23 protein-coding genes are annotated in these 24972 nt (G+C 59.6%); 9 read left to right on the top strand and 14 right to left on the bottom strand.

Translation table 11 applies throughout. The features are described from left to right. Window positions 1–83 precede the first annotated feature (83 nt). On the bottom strand, window positions 84–1052 hold the full coding sequence (locus DHV10_RS24675) for a M23 family metallopeptidase (RefSeq protein WP_109489119.1): 969 nt from the start codon (window positions 1050–1052) through the stop codon (window positions 84–86). A 272-nt stretch (window positions 1053–1324) separates the two neighbouring features. Here DHV10_RS24675 and thiL point away from each other — a divergent pair, with 272 nt between their 5' ends. The 4 genes from thiL to DHV10_RS24655 are packed head-to-tail and all read left to right on the top strand — an operon-like array spanning window position 1325 to window position 5134. After that, entirely contained in the window at window positions 1325–2341 is a 1017-nt protein-coding gene (thiL, locus tag DHV10_RS24670) for a thiamine-phosphate kinase (protein WP_239462031.1), read from the top strand. A 41-nt stretch (window positions 2342–2382) separates the two neighbouring features. After that, window positions 2383–3912 (top strand): glutamate--tRNA ligase, encoded by a 1530-nt coding sequence (gene gltX / locus DHV10_RS24665; RefSeq protein WP_109489083.1) that lies wholly within the window; start codon window positions 2383–2385, stop codon window positions 3910–3912. Window positions 3913–3923: 11 nt separating this feature from the next. Continuing rightward, the gene (locus tag DHV10_RS24660) at window positions 3924–4490 is read left to right on the top strand and encodes a hypothetical protein (RefSeq protein WP_109489082.1); all 567 of its coding nucleotides are present in this window, start codon (window positions 3924–3926) and stop codon (window positions 4488–4490) included. Between the two features lie 17 nt (window positions 4491–4507). Next, window positions 4508–5134 carry a hypothetical protein gene (locus DHV10_RS24655; protein ID WP_109489081.1) on the top strand — a complete coding sequence of 209 codons (627 nt, stop codon included), beginning with the start codon at window positions 4508–4510 and terminating at the stop codon, window positions 5132–5134. On the opposite strand, the gene DHV10_RS24650 is transcribed toward DHV10_RS24655, so the two are convergent. The 5 genes from DHV10_RS24650 to DHV10_RS24630 all read right to left on the bottom strand — a co-directional run bounded on the left by DHV10_RS24650 (window position 5080) and on the right by DHV10_RS24630 (window position 9541). Then, entirely contained in the window at window positions 5080–5439 is a 360-nt protein-coding gene (locus tag DHV10_RS24650) for a hypothetical protein (RefSeq protein ID WP_109489080.1), read from the bottom strand. The two genes, DHV10_RS24655 and DHV10_RS24650, sit on opposite strands and share 55 nt — an antisense overlap. A 74-nt stretch (window positions 5440–5513) precedes the next feature. Continuing rightward, window positions 5514–6722, bottom strand: coding sequence for a glycosyltransferase (locus DHV10_RS24645; protein WP_109489079.1), 1209 nt, complete (start codon window positions 6720–6722; stop codon window positions 5514–5516). An 18-nt stretch (window positions 6723–6740) separates the two neighbouring features. Next, on the bottom strand, window positions 6741–7901 hold the full coding sequence (locus DHV10_RS24640; RefSeq protein WP_109489078.1) for a hypothetical protein: 1161 nt from the start codon (window positions 7899–7901) through the stop codon (window positions 6741–6743). Between the two features lie 227 nt (window positions 7902–8128). Then, the gene (locus tag DHV10_RS24635) at window positions 8129–9133 is read right to left on the bottom strand and encodes an LOG family protein (protein ID WP_109489118.1); all 1005 of its coding nucleotides are present in this window, start codon (window positions 9131–9133) and stop codon (window positions 8129–8131) included. A gap of 141 nt (window positions 9134–9274) precedes the next feature. After that, window positions 9275–9541: a hypothetical protein gene (locus DHV10_RS24630; protein ID WP_109489077.1), complete on the bottom strand. Its 267-nt coding sequence runs from the start codon at window positions 9539–9541 to the stop codon at window positions 9275–9277. Between the two features lie 370 nt (window positions 9542–9911). On the opposite strand from DHV10_RS24630, the gene DHV10_RS24625 reads away from it, so the two are divergent. Then, complete coding sequence (locus DHV10_RS24625; RefSeq protein ID WP_162601869.1) at window positions 9912–10484, top strand: hypothetical protein; 573 nt, start codon at window positions 9912–9914, stop codon at window positions 10482–10484. 47 nt (window positions 10485–10531) lie between these two features. Here the strand turns inward: DHV10_RS24625 and DHV10_RS24620 are convergent, their stop codons facing one another. Continuing rightward, the gene (locus tag DHV10_RS24620) at window positions 10532–11245 is read right to left on the bottom strand and encodes an ankyrin repeat domain-containing protein (RefSeq protein WP_109489075.1); all 714 of its coding nucleotides are present in this window, start codon (window positions 11243–11245) and stop codon (window positions 10532–10534) included. Between the two features lie 933 nt (window positions 11246–12178). Here DHV10_RS24620 and DHV10_RS24615 point away from each other — a divergent pair. After that, window positions 12179–14014 (top strand): hypothetical protein, encoded by a 1836-nt coding sequence (locus DHV10_RS24615; protein ID WP_109489074.1) that lies wholly within the window; start codon window positions 12179–12181, stop codon window positions 14012–14014. An 86-nt stretch (window positions 14015–14100) separates the two neighbouring features. Here DHV10_RS24615 and DHV10_RS24610 read toward each other — a convergent pair whose 3' ends face one another. Beyond that, a complete protein-coding gene (locus DHV10_RS24610) occupies window positions 14101–15009 on the bottom strand; it encodes an NADP-dependent oxidoreductase (RefSeq protein ID WP_109489073.1) in 909 nt (302 codons plus the stop codon). Window positions 15010–15082: 73 nt separating this feature from the next. On the opposite strand from DHV10_RS24610, the gene ggt reads away from it, so the two are divergent. Then, a complete protein-coding gene (gene ggt, locus DHV10_RS24605; RefSeq protein WP_109489072.1) occupies window positions 15083–16843 on the top strand; it encodes a gamma-glutamyltransferase in 1761 nt (586 codons plus the stop codon). 9 nt (window positions 16844–16852) lie between these two features. Here the strand turns inward: ggt and DHV10_RS24600 are convergent, their stop codons facing one another. Continuing rightward, window positions 16853–18517 (bottom strand): alpha-amylase family protein, encoded by a 1665-nt coding sequence (locus tag DHV10_RS24600; RefSeq protein ID WP_109489071.1) that lies wholly within the window; start codon window positions 18515–18517, stop codon window positions 16853–16855. Window positions 18518–18560: 43 nt separating this feature from the next. Here DHV10_RS24600 and DHV10_RS24595 point away from each other — a divergent pair, with 43 nt between their 5' ends. Further along, window positions 18561–20156 carry an alpha-amylase family glycosyl hydrolase gene (locus tag DHV10_RS24595; RefSeq protein WP_109489070.1) on the top strand — a complete coding sequence of 532 codons (1596 nt, stop codon included), beginning with the start codon at window positions 18561–18563 and terminating at the stop codon, window positions 20154–20156. Window positions 20157–20237: 81 nt separating this feature from the next. Further along, entirely contained in the window at window positions 20238–21059 is an 822-nt protein-coding gene (locus DHV10_RS24590) for a sugar phosphate isomerase/epimerase family protein (protein ID WP_109489069.1), read from the top strand. A 360-nt stretch (window positions 21060–21419) separates the two neighbouring features. Here the strand turns inward: DHV10_RS24590 and hypE are convergent, their stop codons facing one another. The 5 genes from hypE to DHV10_RS24565 are packed head-to-tail and all read right to left on the bottom strand — an operon-like array spanning window position 21420 to window position 24958. After that, entirely contained in the window at window positions 21420–22487 is a 1068-nt protein-coding gene (gene hypE / locus DHV10_RS24585; protein WP_109489068.1) for a hydrogenase expression/formation protein HypE, read from the bottom strand. Continuing rightward, window positions 22480–23607, bottom strand: coding sequence for a hydrogenase formation protein HypD (hypD, locus tag DHV10_RS24580; RefSeq protein ID WP_109489067.1), 1128 nt, complete (start codon window positions 23605–23607; stop codon window positions 22480–22482). The genes hypE and hypD overlap by 8 nt, the downstream gene beginning before the upstream one ends. Then, window positions 23604–23957 carry a HypC/HybG/HupF family hydrogenase formation chaperone gene (locus tag DHV10_RS24575; protein ID WP_109489066.1) on the bottom strand — a complete coding sequence of 118 codons (354 nt, stop codon included), beginning with the start codon at window positions 23955–23957 and terminating at the stop codon, window positions 23604–23606. The genes hypD and DHV10_RS24575 overlap by 4 nt, the downstream gene beginning before the upstream one ends. Window positions 23958–24017: 60 nt before the next feature. Then, window positions 24018–24536, bottom strand: coding sequence for a hypothetical protein (locus DHV10_RS24570; RefSeq protein ID WP_109489065.1), 519 nt, complete (start codon window positions 24534–24536; stop codon window positions 24018–24020). Continuing rightward, on the bottom strand, window positions 24536–24958 hold the full coding sequence (locus tag DHV10_RS24565) for an iron chaperone (RefSeq protein WP_109489064.1): 423 nt from the start codon (window positions 24956–24958) through the stop codon (window positions 24536–24538). The genes DHV10_RS24570 and DHV10_RS24565 overlap by 1 nt, the downstream gene beginning before the upstream one ends. Window positions 24959–24972: the final 14 nt, after the last annotated feature.

Here is a 24972-nt window from a genome sequence, read left to right as displayed (position 1 = left end):
GCCCGCGATCCGTATCTCTGATCTTCAGGCACAAAAGAAGAACGGCCCCGCTTGGAGCCGTTCCTCACCTGATTTCCAGTCTCTTATTTGCTGGCGATATGTTGCGTCGTATCCGCGGTCAGTGCCTGTTCGAACGTCATGCGCAGATACTTGTGGGGATTCACGGGAACCTTGTGCACGCGCACCTCATAGTGCAGGTGCGGACCCGTCGCACGGCCAGACTGCCCGACATACCCGATCACTTGACCGCGCTGTACGTGCTGACCGGGAATGACTGCGATCGACGACAGGTGTCCATACAGCGTGATCAGATCGTGTCCGTGGTCGAGCACCACCTGGCGTCCGTATCCCGCACCCATGTTCTCGCCGGTGACATTGCCATCGGCCGAAGCGCGGACGGGTGTGCCATAGGCGGCCTCAATGTCCATGCCCGGGTGGAAGGCGCCCTCGCCATTGATGGGATCTTCACGCTGACCGAATCCTGAGCCTACGCGACCCTCAACCGGCCACATCGAAGGAGCGTCCGCGATCTGCGTCCAGTCCCCGAGGAAGCTTGGCGTCAACCCGCCCTCGAGCGCGCGCGTCACGCGGCCTGACATCGCCTGGTCGCGGAGCGCGATGAACTGCTCGAACGTCATCTTCACATCGGCGTTGCTCACTTCATCTTTCAGAGTGAGGCTTGCCGGAGTTGCGCCTGCGGCTGGATTGGCAGTGGGCTTTGCGGGAAGCACTTTATGCGAACGAAGCCCGTAGAGCGCAGTCACCTCGCTGGCCAGCGCCCCGAGCGACGCCACCTGCACATCGCGATCGTGCGCCACCTTCGCGAGCTGATTCACATCCTTGCGAAGCTTTTGATTGTCTTCTCGGACCTCGTTGAAGTGCTCAGTCTTGAGCAGCATGCGGGTGTAGGATCCGGCCAACCCCACGATGGTGAATGCACCCACCAGCGCAGCCGCAACGAATCCGTACACATACTGCAGAGGAAGGGGTATCTTCCTGACCCGGCCATCTTCATCTCTGGCAACAAAAAGGACGTAATAGCGCTTTCGCAGCATGATCCTGCCTTCACATAAATGAAAGATGCTACTTACCCGCGTAGCCAGTTGGTCAATGAATGCAGGTACCGGGGGAGCCCCGCCCTACTGCGTACGCCTCTACAACTGCGCACTCTCTTGAACTTCTACTTAGGCTAGCAGCCGCCCCTTTGGGGGGTCAATAAACTGGTGACGGAAAACCGGCCGAATTCCGCCCGTTTTCCGGGCCAAGCTGTCCCTGCGTAATGACGCTTTTCGGCCATTGAATGCGATGTCCTATGCTTGGATACGTGCAGCGAAGCTCCCGATCGACGATCCCGAAAGTTGCGGCGGAACTTGCACTTATCGATCGCATCCGGCAGCGAGCGCAAAGGTCGTCTGGCGCGGTAAGTCTCGGAATCGGCGACGATTGCGCGCTTCTGCGGGCCAGGCCGGGAGAAGAGATCGCCGTCACCACTGACCTGTCGATCGAGGGGCGTCATTTTCGCCGCGATCTGCATCCGCCCGAGGCCGTCGGCCACCGCGCCATCGCCCGCGGGCTGAGCGACCTTGCCGCGATGGGCGCGCGGCCGCTTGCCGCATTTCTTTCGCTTGGCCTTCCTCCTGAACTGACCCGGCCTGCTCGTCGCGGAGCGCCTGCCTGGAGCGACCGATTTCTCGATGGGCTATTGCGTCTCGCAGACCAGCAGAAAACGCCGCTGGCCGGCGGCGATCTGGCTGAGTGTTCGATGCCCCTTGCGGACATTGTTCTCATCGGCGCAGTTCCGCGAGGGAAGGCCCTGCTCCGCTCCGGAGCCCGGCCGGGCCACTCAATCTACGTGACAGGGTCGCTCGGCGGCTCTGCATTCGGTCTACAGCTTCTCAACTCTGGCCGAAAGCAATCCGAATCCGAACTCGCGCGGCACCTGTGGCCTCAACCACGCATTCAGCAGGGGCTCTGGCTCCGGCGCCGAGGCGCAACATCGGCTGCCATCGACATCAGCGACGGTCTCTCCACCGATCTTCATCACCTCTGCCAGGAGTCCGGTGTGTCGGCAGAAATCAACCAGGCATCGCTGCCCACCTTTCCGGGTGCGTCGCTCGATGACGCCCTTCATGGCGGAGAAGACTACGAACTCCTGTTCACAGCACCGCCGGGTGCGCGTCTTCCGCACACCATTGCCGGGGTCCCGCTCACGCAGGTCGGCACGGTAAAAAGGCATCGCGGGTCAGCCCCCCGCCTGGTCCTCGTCTCTTCGGGAAAAAAACAGCCGCTTGAACCGCGCGGCTGGGAGCACTTCCGCCCCCGAAAAGCCAAACCAGAGTAGTTACTGGCTCTTTTCAGATTGCGGGATATTATCGTAAGTGCATGGAAGGCCAAAGTATACGCGTGCGGTTTGCGCCATCCCCCACCGGCATGCTGCATGTCGGCAATGCACGCACTGCTCTGTACAACTGGCTGTTTGCCAGGCGCAGCGGGGGCAAGTTCGTCATTCGCGTCGAAGACACCGATGTCGACAGATCGAAGCCCAACTACGAGAAGCATCTGCTTCAGGAGCTGGTCTGGCTGGGCCTGAACTGGGATGAAGGTCCCAATGAGAACGATGCCAGCGAGACTGGGGATCGCGGCCCCTATCGTCAGTCGAAGCGCATGGAAACCTATGCCACCCATACAGCTCAGCTGCTCGCCGAGGGCAAGGCGTATCGCTGCTTCTGCACTCCGGAGGAGCTCGAAGAGGAGCGCCAACTCGCCATTGCCGAGGGCCGCCCGCAGGTGTACAGCGGCCGCTGCCGCGTGATGAACAAGTTCGACGTGAAGGAGAATCTCCTTCGCGGCAAGACCTATTCCATTCGCCTCCAGATTCCAGACCGGCCGATCCGTTTTCACGACGCGATCCGCGGAGATCTCGAGTTCGCGCCTGAAACCATCAGCGACCCCGTTCTCGTTCGGTCCGCGCAAGGTGGAACCGCCGGGGCAAGCCCCGGAGTTCCCGTCTACAACTACGTCGTCACAGTCGACGATGCCCTCATGGGCATCACCCACGTGATTCGCGGCGACGATCACATCGCCAACACGCCAAAGCAGGTTGCCATCTACGAGGCCTTCGGGTGGAAGGTCCCCGAGTTCGTTCATCTGCCTACCATCGTCGGTCCCGATCGCGAGCGCCTGTCGAAGCGGCATGGCGCCACGTCGATGTCGGGCTTTCGCGAGATGGGCTATCTGCCGGAAGCTCTTGTGAACCATCTCGCGCTGCTGGGCTGGACCCCGAAGGATGCAAAGTCGGAGATTCTGAATCCCGATCAACTGGTCGCTGCGTTTTCGTTCGAAGACATCGCCGCGAGCCCCGCAATCTTCGACTTTGAGAAGCTCAATGCTCTCAACCGGCACTATCTCAAGCTTGCGACGCCCGCCAGGCTCGCCGCCCTGTGCTGGGATTACTTCGGCGGCCTCTTGCCGGAGAAGGAAGAAACGCCGGATGCGGTACTGGTCTGGTTTTTCCATATGATCGCGATGTTCCTGCCCTCGGTGAACCGGCTTGGCGAGATCCCGGCGAAAGCAGCGTTCATCTTCCACATGAATCCGAACCTCGCCCGCGCCGATGAGGCCAATGCAGCCATCCTCGCCGCCGATTCGGCTCGCCGCGTGATCTACGAGATCTCCGCCAAGACCCGCACCAAGCCCGGCCCGCTTACCGCAGCCGACTTCAATGCGTGGATGAGTGAGATCAGCAGCACCACCGGCATCTCCGGCAACGAACTCTACGATCCGGTACGCATCGCACTCACCGGCTCAACCTCGTGTCCCGAATTCACGACACTTATTCCGGTCCTCGATCAGGGAGCGGCCTTGGATATCGGCATCCCCAGCGTGGGCCAGCGCCTCGCGGCATTTCTCTAGCTCAACTGTCCATGCAAAGCGCAGTGCGGACGGACCTCACCTTCGCTCACGACTGGCAAGCGGAGGTGCTTGCCGGTCGACCGCCCATTCTGCCCGCGCGCCACTTCGTTTATCCGCTCCAGGTGGAAGAGGTAGAACGCGGAGCGCTCGAAGTTCTCGTCCGGCCGAGCGCAGGCGGGGACTTTCTCGCTACCTGCGCGCTCGGTTTCAAGGATCCGATTGTTCCTACCGGAATCTGGTCGGCGCCAGACCCAAAAGAGATTTGCGCCGTCGCCGGAGGGTACGCCTATATGATCGACACCTCTGCGCCGGAGCGATTCACCATGCTTCCCTATCGTCCCGTTCTCAATGTGTACCCCGCGGCAGACGCCAATCTACTACTATTCGTTGGACACCGCTCCATCCTTGCCTGGGGCGCGCATGGAGAAGCGTGGCAGTCTCCCAAGCTGTCGGACGAGGGAGTCACTGTGAATGCGATTGAGGGCTGCACGCTTCATGGCCTGGGATGGAATTTAATGACGGATAAGGAAACACCGTTCGCGCTCGATCTGGAGAGCGGCGCTCTCAGAACACCTTAACGGCAGCGAGGCGAGCCATGTCACTCGAGAGCGGCGTGCAACTAAAGACAGTCGAATACTTCGACGCATTGGAGTTCACGGTTCTGCGCGAAACAGGCGGGGTCCAGGATTTTATCGGGCCCGCAATCTCCCTGATCCTCATCTGCTGGTTCTGGTATCGCGGCAACTTAGGGATTTGCATTCTCATTGCCATCGTCACGATATGGACGATGGTAGGGGCCTTCGCGGATAGAGTTCACGGACGCGAAACCAGGCTGCGTGTCACGATTGAGGGCGTCATCGCACACGGGAATCTCGGTCACGTCTTCTCCACTCACGAGCAGGTTGGGATAGCGGACCTTGCTGCCATTCGCTACCACCCGGGAGATGGCGAAGGAGAGGCGGCGGGGCTATACGCGCATCTCGATTTGGGCTCGAGAATGCTGCTGCCGAGCATTTCTGGAGATCAGGCAAACGAAATCATCGAAGCGATTCGGAAGAAGTTTCCCGGCTTGCCTGCGGAGCCGTACGCCGCTTTCAGGATGTCGGACATGCTGATCTTTGACCGTGGCGACACGATAACCCTGGGCTTATCTAAACCGGAGAGAGATCAGCAGGGTCTGAGCCGTAACTCTCCCGACGCGAACAGCCGGATCAGATCGTGAGGCTTGTGGCTATCCACCACATAGTCGACCTCCTCGCGCCCGTCATTCGCAAACGGACTTGCAAGGATGATCGGCTTGCCCGGGCATGTCCGTCTCACTTCAGCCAGCAGATCGTGCTTCTGCTCTAGGAGACGTGAATGGACCATGATGACATCGACATTCGGGAACCGGTGGAGAAGGTCAAGTCCGTCCTGCAGATTGTATGCAGTCAGCACATTGTGTTTTGCCGTTTCCACAACGAGCTTGCGCGCGGAAAGGCCTTCAGGCTGTTCTTCTTCCATCATCAGGACAACGAGCGAAGCCACGAAACCCTCCAGCGGATAACCGAGACCATCAGGACTTGGATGGCAGTTCAGCTCTCAAGGTTATATGTCGCTCGTCAGTTCGTGGCGGCCCAGGAAGGGTCATGTGAGGGCTGCGCGGTCAGGTGCCGATAGCCGCGAAGAACGTCACTGAATACAGAATTCCAAGTCGCACTAAGCGCGTCTCTTCGCGCCGCTTGGCCCATCTGGCAATGCAGTGCGACGTCTTCGAGAACATCTTCAATGGCTTGCGCAAAGACGGCCTCCGAAGCCACCCGGCCCGTCTCCCCGTCGCGAACGATGCTCGCTGGCCCGCCATCGGGGGTCACGATTGCCGGCACTCCACTGGCGAGGGCCTCGAGAACAACGTTGCCGAAGGTGTCGGTGTGCGACGGGAAGATGAAGAGATCCATATCAGCATAGGCTTCGGCCAGCGCTTCGCCTTTCAGCACGCCGGTAAACTCCGCGCGAGGCAGATTGCGCCGGAGCCAGTCCTGCTCCGATCCATGCCCCACGATCATGAAGTGGAAGTTCTTTCGGCCAAGCCGCTCGAGCTCATTCTGAACTCGCGCAAGCATCCGCACATTCTTCTCGACGGACAGCCGCCCAACAAACCCCAGGACGAACTCTCTCCCGGATCTTCCGCGCTTCCTTTTCCCAGGATTGAACAGCGTACAGTCCACCCCTCGCCGCATCAGGAAACAGGAGAGGCCGGTCAGCTCCTCGAGTTGCCCGCACAGCTGTCGATTCGGAGCAAATAGCACTCCAGCAGCCGAATAAAAATGTGCGGCAATCATCATCGCGCACTCTTCAATGCCCTTGGCAGCACCCAGCGGGGCAGTTTGCGGAAACACGCGCAGCAAGTGCGCAAAGCGGCGCGCGGCGTACTCGTGCACGTTGGTGTGCCAGCTTGCCGCGAGCGGGATCTTGTGGTACCGGGCCATCGATGCGCCAAGCACGCCTACATCGCTCGGTCCCGTAACGTGCACCACGTCCGGCGCAAAGTCCTGTATCGCCTCATCGACGAGAGGCAGGTGCCGCAGATACACAGGGTCGAACGTCAGGTCTCTCTCCAGCGGGATGGAAAAGGCGCTCCGGGGAAGCTCGAGTGTCCACACGGTGCCGTCACGGCTCACCTTCGGAGCGCGGCTTCCCGCCCGAACGCATAAGAACGGAATGCTGTGCTCTCTCGCAAATTGTTCGAAGTGACGGCTGGTATGCGCGACCCCGTTGACCTCGTGAAACGAGTCCGGGAAAAATGCAATCCGCGGAACCTGTCCGGTCATGCAACCGTTCCTTTGCGCTTAGCTCTCCTGGTCCCTCAGTGCAAGGCGAAGCTGGCTCGCATCGTTCCATGCCATGCGCAGTCCGCCCGACACGGGACGGCTGCCCAGCATCTGTACGGACTTGATGACGAACTGAACCGCGAGGGGCGCTCGCCCTCTCGGCCAGATTTCACTAAGTGGCCTCACGACGCCGTGCGCATCCGGGTGATACGCGCGTTCGTCCCACGTTCTCGATCCCTGCGGGAAATCAGGATAATTTCGAATTGCATCCAGGGTCGACTGCAGCAGCCGGTGCTTCCAGGGCTGCGCATACTGCGGCATGAACAAGATATTGCTCTGCCGCTCGCGGCGTATATCGTGCACAAACTCAGTGAAGGTTGCGGCGTTCGTGAGATTGATGTTCGCGTTTGGTTCGACGCCGTGCCTGTCTCCGCCGCTGATCAGAACCATGTTCCATCGCTCTGCCAGCCGGCGCGTCTCGCGATTCTCTTCCCAGTTGCGAAGCCCGTTCAACTCCAGCGCGTGCAGCCAGCCGCCGAACTTCTGCAGAAACTCGTTCACCATGAAGCGATGCCGCTCTTCCCCAATCAGAAACAGATCCCACATCGGATGATTGAACACGACCAGCACATGCGGCTCTTCGTGAAGAGCAACCAGGATCTCCCTGAGGCGCTCCTCTCGGGGATTTGCCGTAAACTCCGCAAGCGTCTTCATCCACTGCTTTGCCCTGGAACTCGGCAGGTTATGTATACCGAGGTGAAAATCCTGGACGCCGCCATACGGAACGCTCCACTCGACCGATACCGGAATACGGCGTGCGCTGGGGACGGTTCTCAGCAGCATGGGAGCCGCGATGTTGTCGTGATCCGTGATCGAGACCATCGAGTTCTGGCCCAGCTTTTCGATCTGCGCGCTCTCGAGGTCGAAGGCAAGCTTCGGAGTCATCGGCGGCGTCCAGTAGCTCGATGCGTAGTCGACCCTGACACCATGAAGCCGTTCGGCACGATGCTCCAGCCGTGCCAGCAGCGGGCGGATCAGAGCGTACTTGCTTCCAAGATTCGCCAGAAAGTCGAGAGTCTCGCGCGATTGATTGGTGTGGCTATGCAGTGAAATGCCGGTGCGATAGCCCTCGTGCGCCTTTCGATCACGCCAAAGGTACGAAACGGTCGCATTCGCCATCTCTCCTCCTTCGTCCGCATGGGAGCGGGCCTGGGCTGCGCGTTCAGTATCCGGGCCGGCTCATCAACAGAGGGTTAAGAGGAGAAGAATTGCACATCAATCAGTGCAGCGACTCAGACTGGTAATCGCGAAAAGAGGGTAGTCAAGGACGCAAATGCAACTCTTCAGTTGCGCCTGAATTTCCGGCACTCCGGCGTTTATGACTGGCGTTAAAGCAGTGACGAAAATCAGTCCTGGTCCTTGTTCATTCTGGCCATCTCCGGCCCGAGAAAGTCCTCGAACGTGGCCCCGGGCAACACGCCGTGGAACGCCTGTTCGGCAGCAGCGTTTGCCTCGGGAATCAGGTAGTTCTCCGTCAGCCCATTGCGCAGGATCTCAAACGCATCTTCCGGAGTGTCCGCGTACTGGAATAGCTCAATATCCTTCGGCGAGATCGCGCCCGTGTCCACCAACTCATCGATGTTGAACACCTTCTTCCAGTAGTCGGATCCGTACACGACAACCGTGATCTTCTTTGCCAGCTTGTGTGTCTGCGCCAGGGTGAGGATCTCGAACATCTCATCCAGCGTTCCGAAACCTCCCGGGAACACAACGAGCGCCTTTGCCAGGTAAGCAAACCACAGCTTGCGCATGAAAAAGTAGTGGAACTCAAAATTCAGCGACGGCGTGATGTACGGATTGGGAGACTGCTCGAAAGGCAGGCGAATGTTCATGCCGATCGTTTTTCCGCCAGCCTCGTGTGCGCCCCGATTCGCTGCCTCCATGATGCCGGGCCCTCCGCCCGAGGTGACGACGAAACGATGCCGCCGCGAAGGCAGCTTCAGCGACCACTGCGTCAACATCTGCGCCAGCCGTCGCGCATCTTCGTAGTAACGAGCCATGGCAACGGCCGCTACCGCACGCTTTCGCTGCAACTCCGTCGCCTTGCCCGCAGCAATGTCGGGAATGCTTGCCGGCTGTTCTTCGCTGGGCGCGGGAGCCGTCGACCCGGTGTTGTCCAGCAACTCAAGTTCGTGTGCGGCTTCTTCCTTGCCGCGAAAGCGCGCCGAACCGAAGAACACAACGGTGTCCTGAATGTGTTCGCGCCGGAACCGCGCCAGCGGTTCCATGTACTCCGCTACTATGCGGATCAACCTGCCGTCGGGCCCGTTCAGGAACGCTGGGTTCTCGTACGCCAGCGGCGCTGCCGCCAGCGCTGGCGGAGTTCCGTTTGCCGGAAGCTCAACCGCCATGTCGGGGTCGTTGTTTTGTGTTGCGGGGGATTTCGCGTCGGCTTCCGCTGTCTTCGACTGCTCCGAACTGCTCTTCGCAGCCCGGTCGCCTTTTCCCTGTTCGGTCTTCTCGCTCATAGCCTTACTCACTTCAAGGGCGAATCATTCGTTTCGATGCCGAATGGCGTCCTGTAGCGCTATCCATATATTCAACAGCCCCAGTCCGGAGATGATGCCGCGCACCGCGCCGTTCGCCGCATAGATCGACAGGGTCGGATACTGCACGAACAGCGGATTCTGATCCCAGAACAGCTGCGACCACGGCGCATAACAGATCGCCAGACCGATATACATCCTCAGCAGCACGCGGAGATACAGTTCGGTTCGCACCAGCCAGTGCGGAATCCGCTGCGGTGAAGGTCTGCCCATAACGTCATCGGCCAGGGGCGCGCTCTCGTTAGAAGAGGATGTTGATGCGCCAGTTGCGGGTGCCGGGTTAGTGGGCATGCTCGACGTCGAAAAATCGGGCTGCTGTGACATTCTCCAGGGCCTGCATCGGTCCATCGTTCCGGATCAGGAAGCCGGCCACAAGCCTCGCCCCTTCAATCGTCTGCGCCACTGCGCAGCCATGGACTTCATGTAAATTGCTGCCCCGCATCGCTGAGGGACGCCGTACTGAAACGGTAACACAGCAGGCACTCAATCTATACCCGGGCGCTGTGCTCTGGACCATTGCGAGGGAACGTTACGTTGGCGTATTTTTATCTCCAACGCGACTTCGTTCGCCCGGGGGTGCCTTATGATTCGTACCGCTGTTGGGCTGGCCCTGACTCTGCCCCTTGCTCTCATGCCCTTCACACTGGCTGCTCAGGAAAGCTCCCGCTCCGCACCACCACCGCAGGTGCACCTCATGCCGGGAGGAACGGCGGTCTTCCTCTCCGACCTGGCGGAAACATGTCCCATCGGGATGCACGCGACCCAGGGGATGTGGGACCACACCATCCGCGTCCGGGAAGGCGAGAAGCAGAGCGCTCGCCCGCAAGTCGGACAACGAATCGCCCTGAACCTCAAAGACAGTCATCCGATCGTTTCTGCTGTCGTGCGCGTGCGCGGCCTAAATGGAAAGAACCGGATGATGCTCACTCCGGCCGGCACCGAGCAGGACTGGAATGCTGTCACCATCCAGAACGTGAGATTCGGCACAGAGGCAGACGGCAGCGTCTCAGCCGACCTGCGGGTCCCCGGATTCACCGCTGTCCACTCCGTCGAACTGATCTCCGTTTCCTATGCAGACGGATCAAGGTGGAGCAGGTCAAGCTTGCAGACCTGCCGCACTCAACCCGATCCGCTCATGCTCATCACCGAGCGCTAGCTCGGACACGGAAGTCGCAGCATTGTGACGCAGCCTGACGGCCACGCTCACTCGTGCGCGCCGTGCTTCCTCAGCAAGTCTGCCCACCTGTGGTCGTCCATCTTCATGGCGTAGCTCAACGGACGATGCATGCTCTGGTCCTGCGCGTTCACGTCGGCGCCCTTATCGACAAGCAGCTGGATGAGGCTGCCGTATTGCAACTGCAATGCGCAGTCAAGAACCGTGTTGCCGTAGGCATCCGGCGTGTTCACGTGCGCGCCCTTTTCGAGCAGGAACTGCGCATCATCCTTCTGGTCGCGCAACACCGCAAAGAAAAGCGGAGTGGCGCCGCTTGCAGGCCGAGCGTTCACATCCGCGCCTTTGCTCACCAGCAGCTCCACCATCTTCCGGTGGCCCACCGAGAACTCCGCCAGGTGCAGCGGCGTGTAGCCGTTCTTCATATCCGCGGTATCAATCCCGTGCACGGTCAGTAACGAAACCGGATCTTTATGATTGCTCGATCCCAGGATGCTTCCCAGATCCTCGGGCGTATACGCTCCGTAGCCGTTCTTGGCATTCACGTCCGCGCCCGCATCGAGCAGCGCCTGGGCAACGGCCAGCTGGTTGTGCAGGGCTGCGAGATGCAACGCAGTGTCGCCATTGGCGTCGCGCTCGTTCGCGGCTTTTGAATCGGCAGCGAGAAGGGCTTTCACCTTCTTCAGATCGCCCTTGCGAGCTGCATCGTGGATCGGCCCGCAAAACGCGGGGATAGAACTGCTCATAACAATGGCGCAAACCGACGCGAGAGCCCAGACACCGAGCCCTCTCCCTATGGGTATAAGTCCTCTCACTGAAGCTCCACTTCGAAGGAATGAAAATACGCAAGCATTCTATCGGACCGCGTCTTCGCTCACCGTGACAACCCATTCGACCCTGAATGGCAAACTCTCCACAAAGTAGAGAGTGAAGTGTGACGCAGGCCGCAGTTCCGCAACGCACCGCGACACTGCGTCTGCATCAACTACACGAAGATATGCACACGTACGATTCGTCAAGCGCGTCAACCCGACCGCTCGCCATTAAGCGGCACGATCTAAGCGGCTTCCACACCAACACTGCGTTTGCAGTCAATTAAGTTCGAAAAGCGCAGAATGAAGGTAGCGGAAATCAGCCGGCGCTTTGTGCGCTCGATTGCCGTAATGACGAAACAGGAGATGTGAACGAGATTGCCCTGGAATTGCTGTCGGGCAGCTCGCTAAACCCTTTGTTATGAAACACCTTGTGAGCAACTCCAATGGGTAGACACACTTAGCGCCGAGCCGGTTTTGTAAGTCGCTGAACCCACACTACTTCCCTGCAAGGTGTAGGGGGAGGGGGGCGGGGGAGGCCGTCGGATCAAAGCGAGCGTCGTCAGTCCGTGCAGCGCACCGTTTCGGCGGATGAGTGAAGCACGCCCAGCAATCGAAGCTGCATCGCGCCGGCGAGTACGATGCAACAACGAATCGCTCTCGGACCCGCCGCGACGCTGTGCTCTCGCCGTCGCGCAACCTTCCGGATGCGATTCATCAGGGACCTTTGAATCAAATATCTCTACAAAAGTAATGTGACTTCTGTATTACCAAAGTCTCGCAGCACCTTAAACCAAGGGCACGAATCACGATACGATGTGGCGATACCGCACAATCCCTTGTTCAGTGCGATGGGAGCTCAACAAAGTGAAGACCTCCGAAGAGACAAAACACGGCCCGAGTGTCGTTGCCGAGACACTGAAGAGCCTCGCAGGGCAGGCGAAACTCTGCCACGACAAGATCGATCAGCTTGAGGCAGCGCAAAGCATCAATCGCGGCGAGATCATCGCTGAGGTCGGCAAGCTCCTTGACCTTTGCCAGAACCTGCGCGACGCGATTCTTTCGGAAGACAGCACCGCCGCATGGAAGACCAAGTCGGAACTGACCACGCTGGTCTCCCGCCTCGATGATGCGGCCGCAAAGCGCCGCCGCTATCTTGAGCTTGCGCAGTTCCTTGCCACCGGCACCATCTCGCATCGCCGCGAACGCACTCGCCAGGAACGGCTTGCCCTCCGCGATGCTGCTGTTTCCGAACTGATGGAGATCTCCGAGCGCGCCACGCCGCCCGAACTCCCCGGCCCTGAAGCAGAAAACTGGCTGGGCTGGGCCTGCGGCCTTGAAGACGAGACCAACGATGCAGAGCTGCAGCAGCTCAAGTCTGGGTTTCCTCGCCTCGACGACTTTGTCCGCCAGCTTGAAATCGACTGGTGGCGTAACGGGCCTGAGTCCGCGCCTCGCGCAGCAGCGAAGCCTGCGCCGAAGCCGGCAAGCGCTCCTGCAAAGATCGAATCGAATGGTTCGCACTTCGGCAATGGCAACGGGAACGGAAGCTACAAGGAGCCTGCTATTGCGCCGATCGCTGAGCCGGTGATTCACGCTGCGGAACAGGAGCCTATACAGCTTCACACTCCGGTGATGCCGGAACCGGTTGTCCAGTCCGCGCCTGTACCTGCGCCCGTACCCGTACCGGTGCCTGTTCAGGAAATCGCCATCGAAGAGCCGAAGATTGCGGCTCCTGAACCGGACGACTTCCCGGCCCTGCACGTCTCCTCTGACTCGCACGAAGAGGAACTTCCTGCTGGATCTCTGATCCCATCGCGCAACGGCAAGATCTCGTTCTTCTCGTGGGACCAGGTTGACCAGTTCACGAGCCACATCGAGCGCGCCAATATCGAGCGCAAAGATGCGCGCACTGTTCGCGCCTTGCTCGCCGTGTCGCAGTGGCTCGAGCCGAAGGATCACAACCCGCTCTCGCATCCCAAGTGCGGAATCCGGGCACTGACCGGTCACCCCGCTATCACCGATTTCGAATGGATCTCTCCGAACGACGTGATGCAGGCGATCGCAATGGACGATGGCCTCCCAATGCTCACCGGCGGCGCTGATCTGCTTCGCTGGGGCCTGCTGCAACCCTCAGAGCGCAACTTCCAGGGCATCGCCTCCATCCGGCGCTTCAGCCGCGATCACATCAAGGCGTGGTTCAGCGACATCTATCGCATTGCTCTCTCTGACAAGCAGATCGATGATATTTACACGCTGACCTCCGGCATTCCGCTTCTCGTGAGCGAAATGCACAAGCTCATCATCCCGCAGCCTGAGGATCCGCCAACATGGCTCGGCCTCGCCCGCTGGATCGAGATCAAGGGACTCTTCGAGAAGCAGATTCCAACTGTCGCGCACGAGCTGAAAAAAGGAACGCCCGCTGTGCGACTGACCGACCGTGAGATCTCATTGCTCAACATGGTCGTCACCGTCAGCGCCGATTCAGAACCCGAAACGATCGTTGCCAATCTGTCGCAGAACTGGGAGAAGTATCAGCATCCTGAATACCGTCCGTTCAGTTCGCGCGACGAAGTCAGCCTGGCAGTCCTTCTCGAGCTCGGCCTGCTGCCGAAACGCAACGTTGTCGGTGTCGAGCCATCGCGTGCGCTGCTCCCGCTCAAGCAGGACGACGCGATCCGGCACATCGTGGAACATCTCTAAGAAGAGCTGATCCGCAGAACTCGAAGGGCAGACGAGATTACATCGTCTGCCCTTCTTGCTTGCGGACTCTCAGCGTTGCGCGCGGATCATGGCACAAGAATGATCTTTCCTCCGACCCCGCCGCTTTCGGCAAGCCGTTGCGCCTCGGCGGCTTCTTCAAGCCTCATCGTACGCGCGATCGGAATGGTGAACTGATTGCGCGCATTCTCGTCCGCCAATTCGTAAAGCCGCGAGGCGTCCGGAACCGCCATCATCGCTTCCACGCGGATTCCGTGTTCGCGTGCGCCTTCTGGAACGCCGAGCACGGAACCAATCACACCGCCGGGTTTCAGCGTCTTGAATAGCCTCTGGATTGCCCTCCCGCCGACCGTGTCTGCGATGGCATCGAGATCGTGGAGCATCTCGATCTCACGCTCGCTGTCAATCGCCACAACCTCGTCGACGTCAAGTTCCGCTGCCTGAGTCTTTTCCTTCTCGCGAACCCCGGCGATAACACGCGCACCATGTCTGTGCGCAACGTGTATCGCGGCACGCGCCACGCTTCCCAGTGCGCCGGTCACCAGCACTGTCCATCCTGGCTGAAGCTTCACGGAGCGTTCAATCAGCTGTGCGCCGGTCGTCACAACCAGCGGCAGCGCCGCAGCTTTTTCGAAATCGAGCGCATCGGGAATCGGCGCGAGCACGTCCGCCTTTGCAACCGTAAATTCCGCATACGTGCCATTAGCGAGCGCCATCACGCGCATGCCTTTCGGGAAGCCGGTGACGTTTCGCCCGGCGTCAACGACCTCGCCGGCGAGATCGCGCCCGAGAATTGCAGGAAAATCGACCGGCATCCGCGCTTTCGCAGCGCCGCTGCGAATTTTGTAGTCCACTGGATTGACGCTCGTTGCCCTGACACGCACGAGCACTTCATTGTCGCCAAATTCCGGAATTTCGCTGTCCTCGTATCGAAGCTCTTCGGGTCCGCCATAAGAGTGCAGAACAATTGCCTTCATTGAAAATCCCCTCACCCTTGCAAACACGGTGCGATGCTCGCATAACGTTGCAGGTTATCCTGACGGCTAGGACATGCATACCGTTCGACGCTTCTCTTCATTCCTTCTGATTTCCGGATTGCTCGCAAGTTCGTGTGCCGCGCATGCGCAGGAACGCGACAAAGCTGTGCTCGCATGGCGTGGCGAGCAGCCGGTCCGAGCCAAGCACGGCATGGTGGTCAGTGTCCATCACCTCGCGTCGGACGCAGGCCTGAACATCTTGAGAGAAGGCGGCAACGCAGTGGATTCGGCGGTTGCCACCGCCTTCGCGCTTGCCGTAGTGCACCCAATCGCCGGAAATCTCGGCGGCGGTGGATTTCTGCTGCTTCGCACGCACGACGGTAAATCCACCTTCATTGAGTTTCGCGAGAAGGCACCGCTCGCCGCAACCGAAACCATGTACCAGGACGCGAAGGGCAACATTATTCCGGATGCCAGCACGCTCGGATACCGCTCCATCGCAACACCCGGCTCTGTCGCTGGGCTTGCCTACGCGGAAAGAACGTACGGCAAGCTGGGACTCAAGCGCGTCATCGCTCCGGCAATCAAGCTTGCCTCCGACGGGTTCGCGCTCACGGCGGAAGAAGCCAACGAGCTGACCGAATCCGATCTCGCGCGGTTTCCGGAATCGCGATCCCTTTTTCAGCGCGATGGTAAGTTCTACCGTGCAGGCGAAGTGTTCAAACAGCCGCAGCTTGCTCGCACGCTGGAGAGGATCGCGGCTGATCCGGATGACTTCTATCACGGCAAGATGGCGCAGGAACTCGTCGCCGATCTGAGCAAAGGCGGCTCGCTGATCACCCGCGACGACCTGGCGCAGTACAGCGTCGTCGAGCGCAAGCCGATCATTGGCGAGTATCGCGACTACACCATCATCAGCGCGCCGCCGCCTTCGTCCGGCGGGATCGTGCTGGTCAGTGCTCTCAATATTCTCGAGCGATTCGATCTTGCGCAGATGAAGGATCGCAGTGCGCCATGGATCCACTTCATCACAGAAGCATTCCGCCGGGCCTACATGGACCGCGCCGAATACCTTGGCGATCCCGACTTCAACCGCATTCCGACCGCCGAGCTGATTTCCAAGGACTACGCTGCGGCCTGGAGCAAGAGCATCGAGCCTGATCGCGCTTCACCCAGCGCCGCTCTCAAGCGCCCCGCGGGCTTTCTGCCGCTTGCGCCATCGACTGCCGGCACACGGCAGAAGGAGTCGCCCGACACGACGCACCTGTCCGTTGTCGATGCAGAAGGCAATGCGGTCGCGCTCACCACAACCTTGAATGACAGCTTTGGTTCGCACGTCACTGCCGGGTCACTCGGGTTTCTGCTCAACGATGAGATGGATGACTTCACATCGAAGCTCGGGACGCCCAATATGTATGGACTGATACAGGGTCCGGCGAATGCGATCGCGCCCGGCAAGCGTCCGCTCAGCGCAATGACGCCGACCATTGTCCTGGAAGATGGCAAGCTGCGGTACGTTCTCGGCTCGCCAGGTGGCGGCCGGATCATCACCACGGTCGCGAACATCTTCCTCTCCGCGACTGCAGGCAAGCTCAATATTCAGGAGGCGGTCGATGCGCCAAGGTTTCACCATCAATATCTGCCCGACAAGCTCTATCTGGAACCCGGCGTTGACTCAAGGGTCCAGGACGAACTTAGGGACATGGGCCATACTCTCGACCTCGGCGATGGCCACTGGTCGAACGGCGAGTGCATCGCCATCGATCCAAAGACCGGCGAACTCCTTGCAGGCCACGACCATCGCAGCTCCTATGGCAGTGCCGCGGGCTACTAGCAGTTCAGCCTAGGACTCCGATCGCTTCAGAAGATAGTCGAGCCCGCCGACGCGATACCAGCGGTAGCCGTACGGCTCGAGCAGGATTCGATGCGTTCCGGTCTTCGTCGGGCGGCTGTGATCTTCAGAGAGCAGATTGACCAGCCCCTGATCGTCTGCGGCGTTCCGTCCCAGCCGCAGCTGCAGTTCGAAAGGCTCGGCGCAGAGATTGTGCAGCAGAACGACGGAGTTGTTGCGCCATTGGTAAAGCATAGCGAGGACCTGGTTCGTCTTGACGTTCAGAAATTTGAAGTCTCCCCAGCCAATCTCGGGCACTTCCTTGCGCATCCGGATCATGCGCTCCATCCAGTTGAGCATCGAATTCGGGTCGCGCCGCTGCGCCGCCACATTCACATGCTCGAACCCGTATGGCCCTTCGCTGATGACAGGCATCACCGGCTTTGCGCTTTTCGTGAACCCAGCATGCGGCTCTTTGGACCACTGCATCGGCGTTCGCGCGCATTCGCGCTCTGGAAGACGTAAATCATCGCCCATGCCGATCTCGTCGCCATAGCGAATGACAGGAGTGCCGGGAAGGGTGAGCATCAGGCTGTAAGCAAGCTCAAGCCTGCGGCGGTCGCCCTGCAGCATCGGAGCGAGCCTTCGCCGGATACCCCGGTTGTAAAGCTGCATGCTCTTTTCCGGGCCGAAAGCCTGGAAGACAGTTTGTTGCTGCGAAGCGGTCAACCTGCCGAGGTCGAGCTCATCGTGGTTGCGCAAGAAGTGTCCCCATTGCGCGGTTGCCGGACGCGAGCGCGTGTCGTCCATGGCTTTCATCAGAGGTCCGCAATCGCCTGAAGCCAGGGCGTAGAACAGGTGCTGATTGACGTCGAAGTTGAAGACCATTTGGAGTCGCTCGCCGGCATCGCCGAAGTACTGCATGTCGTGTTTCGGCGTGACGTTCGCTTCGCCCAGAATCATCGCCCCGCTCTTGCGCCAGGAAAGGAACTCGGTGAACGACCGCAGCATGTCGTAGTGCTCGACGGGGCGTTTCAGATCCGGCCCTTTCTGCGAAATTACAAACGGGACTGCATCCATACGGAAACCGTCGACGCCGAGTTGCAGCCAGAAACCCATGATCTTCAGAATTTCTGCCTGCACATCCGGATGAGACGTGTTCAGATCAGGCTGAAAGTCGTAGAAGCGGTGGAAATACCAGAGACCAGCGGTCTTGTCGTAGGACCACGTGGTCTTCTGCACTCCCGGAAAGACCATACCTTTATTCGCGTCCTTCGGTCTCTTTGTCGACCACACATACCAATCGCGGTATTTCGACTCCGGGTCGACACATGCTTCCTTGAACCATGGATGTTCGTTCGACGTGTGGTTCACGACCAGATCGATGATGACCCGCATGCCGCGCTGCTTGCAGCCGCGAGTGAACTCAACGAAGTCTCCCAGTGTGCCGTATCGGGGATCGACCGCATAATAGTCGCTCACGTCGTAGCCGTTGTCGCGGCCCGGCGAGCATTGAAAGGGCATCAGCCACAGAGCAGTGAAGCCCATCCCTTGCAGATAGTCCAGCCTTCTGAGCAGCCCCGGGAAGTCGCCCACTCCGTCGCCGTTCGCATCCATATATGTGGCGACAGAAAGACAGTAGAAGATTGCGTTCTTGTACCAGAGATCGTTGATCATGATCTTGTCGTCCGCGAGCAGCAGCGGGAGAGTAATAGTTGGGATGCAGGATTTGAGTTGGTGGAAGCACGCTGTGGTGTACCAGGTCTATCCGAGATCGTTTCAGGATAGTAACGATGACGGAATCGGCGATCTGAACGGGATTCGGAACAGGCTTGACTATCTGGTCGAGCTTGGCATCGACGCTATCTGGATTTCGCCGATCTACCCGTCGCCGATGGCGGACTTTGGCTACGACATAGCCGATTACTGCGGGATCGATCCGATCTTCGGAACGATGGACGATTTCGATCGCCTGCTCGAAGCTGTGCATCAGCGCGGGTTGCGTCTCATCCTTGACTTCGTTCCGAATCACACTTCCGACCGACACCCGTGGTTCGTGGAGAGCCGGTCATCGCGCACCAACCCAAAACGCGACTGGTATATCTGGCGCGACCAGCCGAACAACTGGCAGAGCCACTTCGGCGGCTCCGCGTGGGAGTTCGACGAGAAGACTGGTCAGTACTATCTGCACGAATTTCTGAGAGAGCAACCTGACCTTGACTGGCGCAACCCTGCGGTGAAGGCAGCCATGTTTGACGCCCTGCGTTTCTGGCTGCGTAAAGGCGTGGACGGCTTCCGGGTTGACGTGATGTGGCTGATGATCAAGGACGGTCAGTTTCGAGACAATCCGCCGAACCCGGCTTACACGATCGGTCAAGGCTCCCGGGCGCAGTTTCTCCCGATTTACGATGCTGACCGACCCGAGATTCACGAACTCGTCGCTGAAATGCGCGGAGTTCTGGAGGAGTTCGGCGACCGGGTTCTGATTGGCGAGATTTACCTGCCGATTCCGCGCCTGATGGACTACTACGGCCCTTCTCTGGGCGGCGCCAACCTGCCATTTAATTTTCAGCTTCTGCAGTGCGCCTGGACAGCCGACGAGCTCGCACGCACGATCGGAGAGTACATGTCTGCTCTTCCCGCCGGCGCATGGCCTAATTGGGTGCTGGGCAATCACGACAAGTCGCGGATCGCAACCCGCATTGGCCTTTCGAGAGCCCGGGCAGCCGCCCTGCTTCTTATGTCGTTGCCCGGCACGTTGACCATCTACAACGGCGAAGAGTTGGGTATGCAGGACGTGGCTATTCCCGCCGATGACGTCCAGGATCCCGCAGAGAAACGGCAGCCTGGCATCGGAATGGGGCGCGATCCGGAACGTACGCCCATGCCCTGGGACGGCTCACCTCTGTGCGGCTTCACTCCCGCCCGGCCATGGCTGCCGATCGGAGATGCGAATCGTGCCGTCAACGTAACGGATTCTCGGATGAACCCAGACTCGATGCTTTCGCTCTATCAGCGACTGCTCCGACTGCGCCGCGATGAGTCCACACTCGTCTCTGGAAAGCTCACGGAGCTTTCGGCAATGGATGGCGTGCTGCGTTTCCTGCGATCGGACACAAGGGCTCGCTTCCGCGTGTGCATCAATCTATCCGACGAACCCAGTGAGATCGCGTGCGAAGACGGAGTGATTGCGGCAGCCACCAGCGCGCGGCGTGAAGGCGTGCGCGTCACTGGAAGTCTGATTGTCGCGCCTGCCGAGGCGGTTACCGTCAAACTGGCCGATTCGTCGGACCCGGTCGGAGCGGCCTCCGCATGAATCTCCGCGTATGGAAATCAGCTCGATTCGTCGTTGGAAATGAGACAATTGGGAAAGTTTTCGAGGAGAACTCAACTAAGCATGCTGCCTGTTCTATCGACTCATCTTTTCCTGAAGCAGCGGTTGCATCCTGGACTTCTCGAAACCGCCGCTCGCTGTGGCGCACAGGGCGTGGAGATCTTCGCAGCCCGCCAGCACTTCGACTACACAAGCCGCGAGCATGTTTCCGAGCTTGCCGGGTGGTTTGCGTTCAATGAGCTTCAGCCCTGGTCGATGCACGCACCACTATGGCCCGATCGCGAGATGGGACGCGCAGGGGCTCCGGCCGTCAATCTTGTGCATGCGGAGAAGTCCCGCCGTATTGACGCGATGGATGAGATCAAGCGCGCTCTCGAAGTGGCAGAGCACATACCCATCCAGAAACTCGTTGTGCACCTCGGCGAGAACTTCGACAGCTTTTCGATGCGTCTGCTCGAGTACGCCACCACGGCGCTCGAGCACCTGGGCGCATTTGCCAAGCCTCTCGGCGTCCGCGTGCTGGTGGAGAATCTGACCAGCGACTTCGCTTCGCCTGAACACCTGATGACCATTCTGGACATGGCTCATCTCGATCAGATTGACGTTTGCCTCGACCTCGGCCACGCTCACATGGCTCCCGGGGTTGCAGAAGCGATTAGCATCTTCGGCAAGCGAATCGCCGAGCTGCACATCCACGACAACCACGGAGTGCGCGACGAACATCTCTGGCCGGGTGATGGCACGATCAACTGGACCGAAGCCCTCGGTGCAATTAAGGCGCTTCAGAACCCGCCAGCCGCAGTGTTGGAGATTGGCTACAACCTCGAAGACGCTCCGGGTGAGATACCAGAGCGGATCCAGCGTGCGTTCGAGAATATCTCGTGATCTAGCTATTCACGATCGGAACAACCGGTCGAAGTTTCCGGCCGAGGCCATCAGAATGGTTGATCCGATGATGATTGCGCCTAACACCAAAATTGTCAGCCACAATGACCGCATCCTTGTCTTGTGATAGGACGTCTTTCTTCTCTTCCCGCTCATTCTTTCTTCACCCTGCTCCTGCCTGGGTTGACGGGTGCCCGGACTGCGTCGACCGATACAGAAAGCAACTTAGATAAAACGTTTTGGTGAGCTAGAGTTTACATCGACGCGGCTCTCCGGCAAAAGGTGTGCCGATGCGAACGAGCCGTGAGCAAGAACTTGCCCCGATTGATCACGGGCTTTAAAGCAGCCGCAATTCCGTCGTCAGCAGATTCTCGGTAGCTGCTCGCCAATCTGGGTGGCGATGACTCGATTCGCGCCGATGGCTGTTCGGGCGACCAGCATGCGCGGGTGCTGGACAGGAATTGATCCGATGATTGCCGCGTCGCTGCCGAGCGGATGTGAACGCAGGCAACGGAGGACGCGATCTGCTGCCTCGGGGGCAACGAAGAAGACCGCTTTGCCTTCATTGGCGACATAGAGCGGGTCGAGCCCCAACAACTCGCAGGCCGATTGCACCTCGGTTCGCACGGGCACTTTGTCGTCTTCTATTTCGATGCCGACGTTCGAAGCTGTCGCAATCTCGTTCAGAGTCGAGGCCAGGCCTCCGCGGGTAGGATCGCGCATGGCGTGCACCGAGGAGCCTGCGCTATCCAGCACATCGGCGATCATGCCGTTGAGCGCGGCACAATCAGATTTGATCTGGCTCTCAAATTCGAGACCCTCGCGGACGCTCATGATGGCCATCCCGTGATCGCCAATCGTACCTGAGACCAGGACGACGTCTCCAACCTGGGCGCGATTGGGGCCGACGCTCATTCCCTGCCGGATCACGCCCACGCCCGCGGTGTTGATGTAGCAGCCATCTCCGTGGCCTCGTTCGACCACCTTGGTATCCCCGGTAACGATGCGGACGCCAGCCTTCGCGGCAGCATCTGCCATGGCTTCGACGATTGCGGCAAGCTGCGCGAGCGGAAAGCCTTCCTCGAGGATGAAGCTGGCGCTGAGGAATTTCGGGTCGGCTCCGGAGACTGCGAGATCGTTGACGGTACCGTTGACGGCCAGAGCTCCGATTGAGCCGCCGGGAAAAAACAAGGGCTGCACCACGAAGGAGTCCGTGCTCATCGCCAGCCGCCCGGAGCCGGGTTCGATCACGGCCGCATCGCCGAGGTTCTCCAATGCCGGGTTGCGAAATGCGGGCAGGAACAGATGCTCAACGAGTTCGTTGCCAAGCTTTCCGCCTCCGCCGTGTCCCATGACGATTGTGGGATAGTCGCGGAGCGGAAGAGGGCAACTCCAGTTGGAGAAGTCAGGCGCGCCTTGGTTAGGCATGGGCTGCTCCGGCGCCGGCCAGGTCTTCAGCGGAAAGATAACGACCGTAGTTGAAATATGCGGCGCAGGCGCCTTCGCTCGAAACCATTGTGGCTCCCAGCGGATGTCGCGGCGTGCATTCTTTGCCGAAGGCAGCGCAGCCTGCAGGCTTGATTGCACCGCGGAGCACGTCGCCTGCTTTGCAGAGGTGCGACTCCTCGGTGCGGATTCCGGAGATTTGAAAGCGCTGTTCGGCATCGAAGGCGCGATAGTGGTCATTCAAGCGCCAGCCGCTGTTTGGGATCACTCCGATGCCGCGCCATGCGCGATCGGTAAGCTCGAACACTTCGGCAAGAAGGCGCTGAGCCTCCAGGTTTCCCGCATAGGTCACGATGCGCTCGTAGGCGTTCTCAACGTGGTGCTCGCCGTTCTCAAGCTGGATCACGGCGCGCCGGATCCCATCGAGAAGGTCGAGCGGTTCGAAGCCGGTCACCACAATCGGAATTCCGAACTGGTCGGCGAGAGGCGGGTACTCCCAGAAACCCATGACGCTGCAGACGTGGCCGGCGGCGAGAAACGCCTGCACCTTGTTCTCGGGCGAGCTCATGATGGCTTCGATGGCGGGCGGCACGAGCACATGCGAAACCAGGAGCGAAAAGTTCCTGAGGCCGCGCCGCTTTGCGAGATGAACGCTCATTGCGTTTGCGGGTGCTGTGGTCTCAAAGCCGACGCCGAAGAAGACAACCTGCTTGTCTGGGTTCTTGACAGCGAGTTCGACGGCATGGAGTGGCGAGTAGACGACACGGACGTCGCCGCCTCGACCTTTGATCTGAAAGAGATCGCCGTCTGTGCCGGGGACGCGAAGCATGTCGCCGAAGGAGCAGAAGATCACGCCGGGCTGAGCCGCGATTGCGAGCGCCTTGTCGATGAGCGAGAGCGGTGTCACGCACACCGGGCAACCGGGACCGTGGATCATCTCGATGCCGGGCGGAAGCATCTGGTCGATACCGTTGCGAATGATGGAGTGCGTCTGACCGCCGCAGATCTCCATGATCTTCCAGGGCTGCGTGGCAACCTGCCAGATCTCGCGCGCCATGCGCTGGGCGACTTCGCCGTCTCGAAATTCGTTCAGGTATCTCATCGGATCGGCTCGGATTTATCCCGGAGGTTTTTTCCCGTGAGTTCGCAGCTTCCGTCGGGACAGGCTGACTGCGGGGCAATGGCGGCGCGGGCGAACGCTTCTTCCTCGGTCGCCAGTTCCTCGTCGAGAGCGCCCATTTTGCGAAAGAGATCCAGGGTCTCGAGGGCGCTCTGCTCATCGATCTTGGAGAGCGCAAAGCCAACGTGGACAATGGTGTAGTCGCCGACGACGAGTTCGGGAACGTAGTCCAAGCAGACGTTTTTGATTACTCCGCCGAAGTTGACGCGGCCGATGCGAATGTCGCCTTCGGACGTGATTTGTTCCACTCTTCCGGGGATTGCCAGGCACATAGCATCACCCTTATAACGCCGGAAGATGATGCCCAGATGTGATTTGGATCACCTTGGAGATTAGCGGCGCAGCCAAGCTTGGATGACCACAACGGCCAGTATCAAGAGGATCGAGGCGACAGCAACCGCGATTAGCCGGAAGAAATCTCCTACCGGGCGCGCCCTGGCCGTTCCGTAGAAGTTCGCGACAGGGAGCCATTTTGAAAGTTTTCCGGCAGGTGCTGAACGACCGAGACCGATCAAGACTAAGAGATAGTGATCACCTTCGCTCAGCTTAACAACTGCGTCATCCCAGAGCGACTGCTGATCGCCGCCTGTTGCGGAATTAGCCTTTTCAACCTGTCGTACGATGCCAGCGATCTTCGACTCGTACTCTTCGTTGTCGTGATCCCGCTCGAACTCGGCGTTCACATCCATGATGCCGGGAAGCGTCCAGCCGGTCTCAGTGAAGTAGAGCATCTTGCGTTCGACATCGCTCAGTTCAGTTCCCTGCACCCTGGCCTCGGCAACGATGCGGGAGATGAGATATTCCTTGGCTTCACGTTCGGATCTGAAGGAGGCGAGGTCTCCAGCGGTCATTAACTTTTCCGGCCCTTCGTTGCAGAGCGGATCTCGTTTTCGGCGACCCGGAGTTTGACCATCTTCTTGAGCAGAGCGGCCGGCAGGGGTTTGTCCTGCGGGAACTGGAGAGTTCCTTTTGCCGTGCGGTAGTTCTTCAGTTCCTCCTTCATCTCGTCGATGAGGGAGGCCTGCATGGGGAAGAAGCTGCAGTGACTCTTGAATGCGGCGTAGCCGACGAGAGCGCCTTTGTAGCGGAAGGCGGGCATGCCGTAGCTGATGCCTTCAGTAGCGTCTTTGGGAGCGGCGGAGCGAATCGTCGCGCGAACCTTTTGGAGCGTGGTGCGGGCGGGTTCGGGGACGTTGGCCAGATAGGCGTCGACGCCGTCGGCGGAGTCGGCCAGTTTTGCTTTCGGTGCTGCGGGGTTCGGGGTCTTGCGCATTGCTTTCTCCTGGA

The organism is Occallatibacter savannae, assembly GCF_003131205.1.
In the GTDB taxonomy this organism is placed as follows: Bacteria; Acidobacteriota; Terriglobia; order Terriglobales; family Acidobacteriaceae; genus Telmatobacter; species Telmatobacter savannae.
This window is presented reverse-complemented; position numbering and strand designations above follow the sequence as displayed.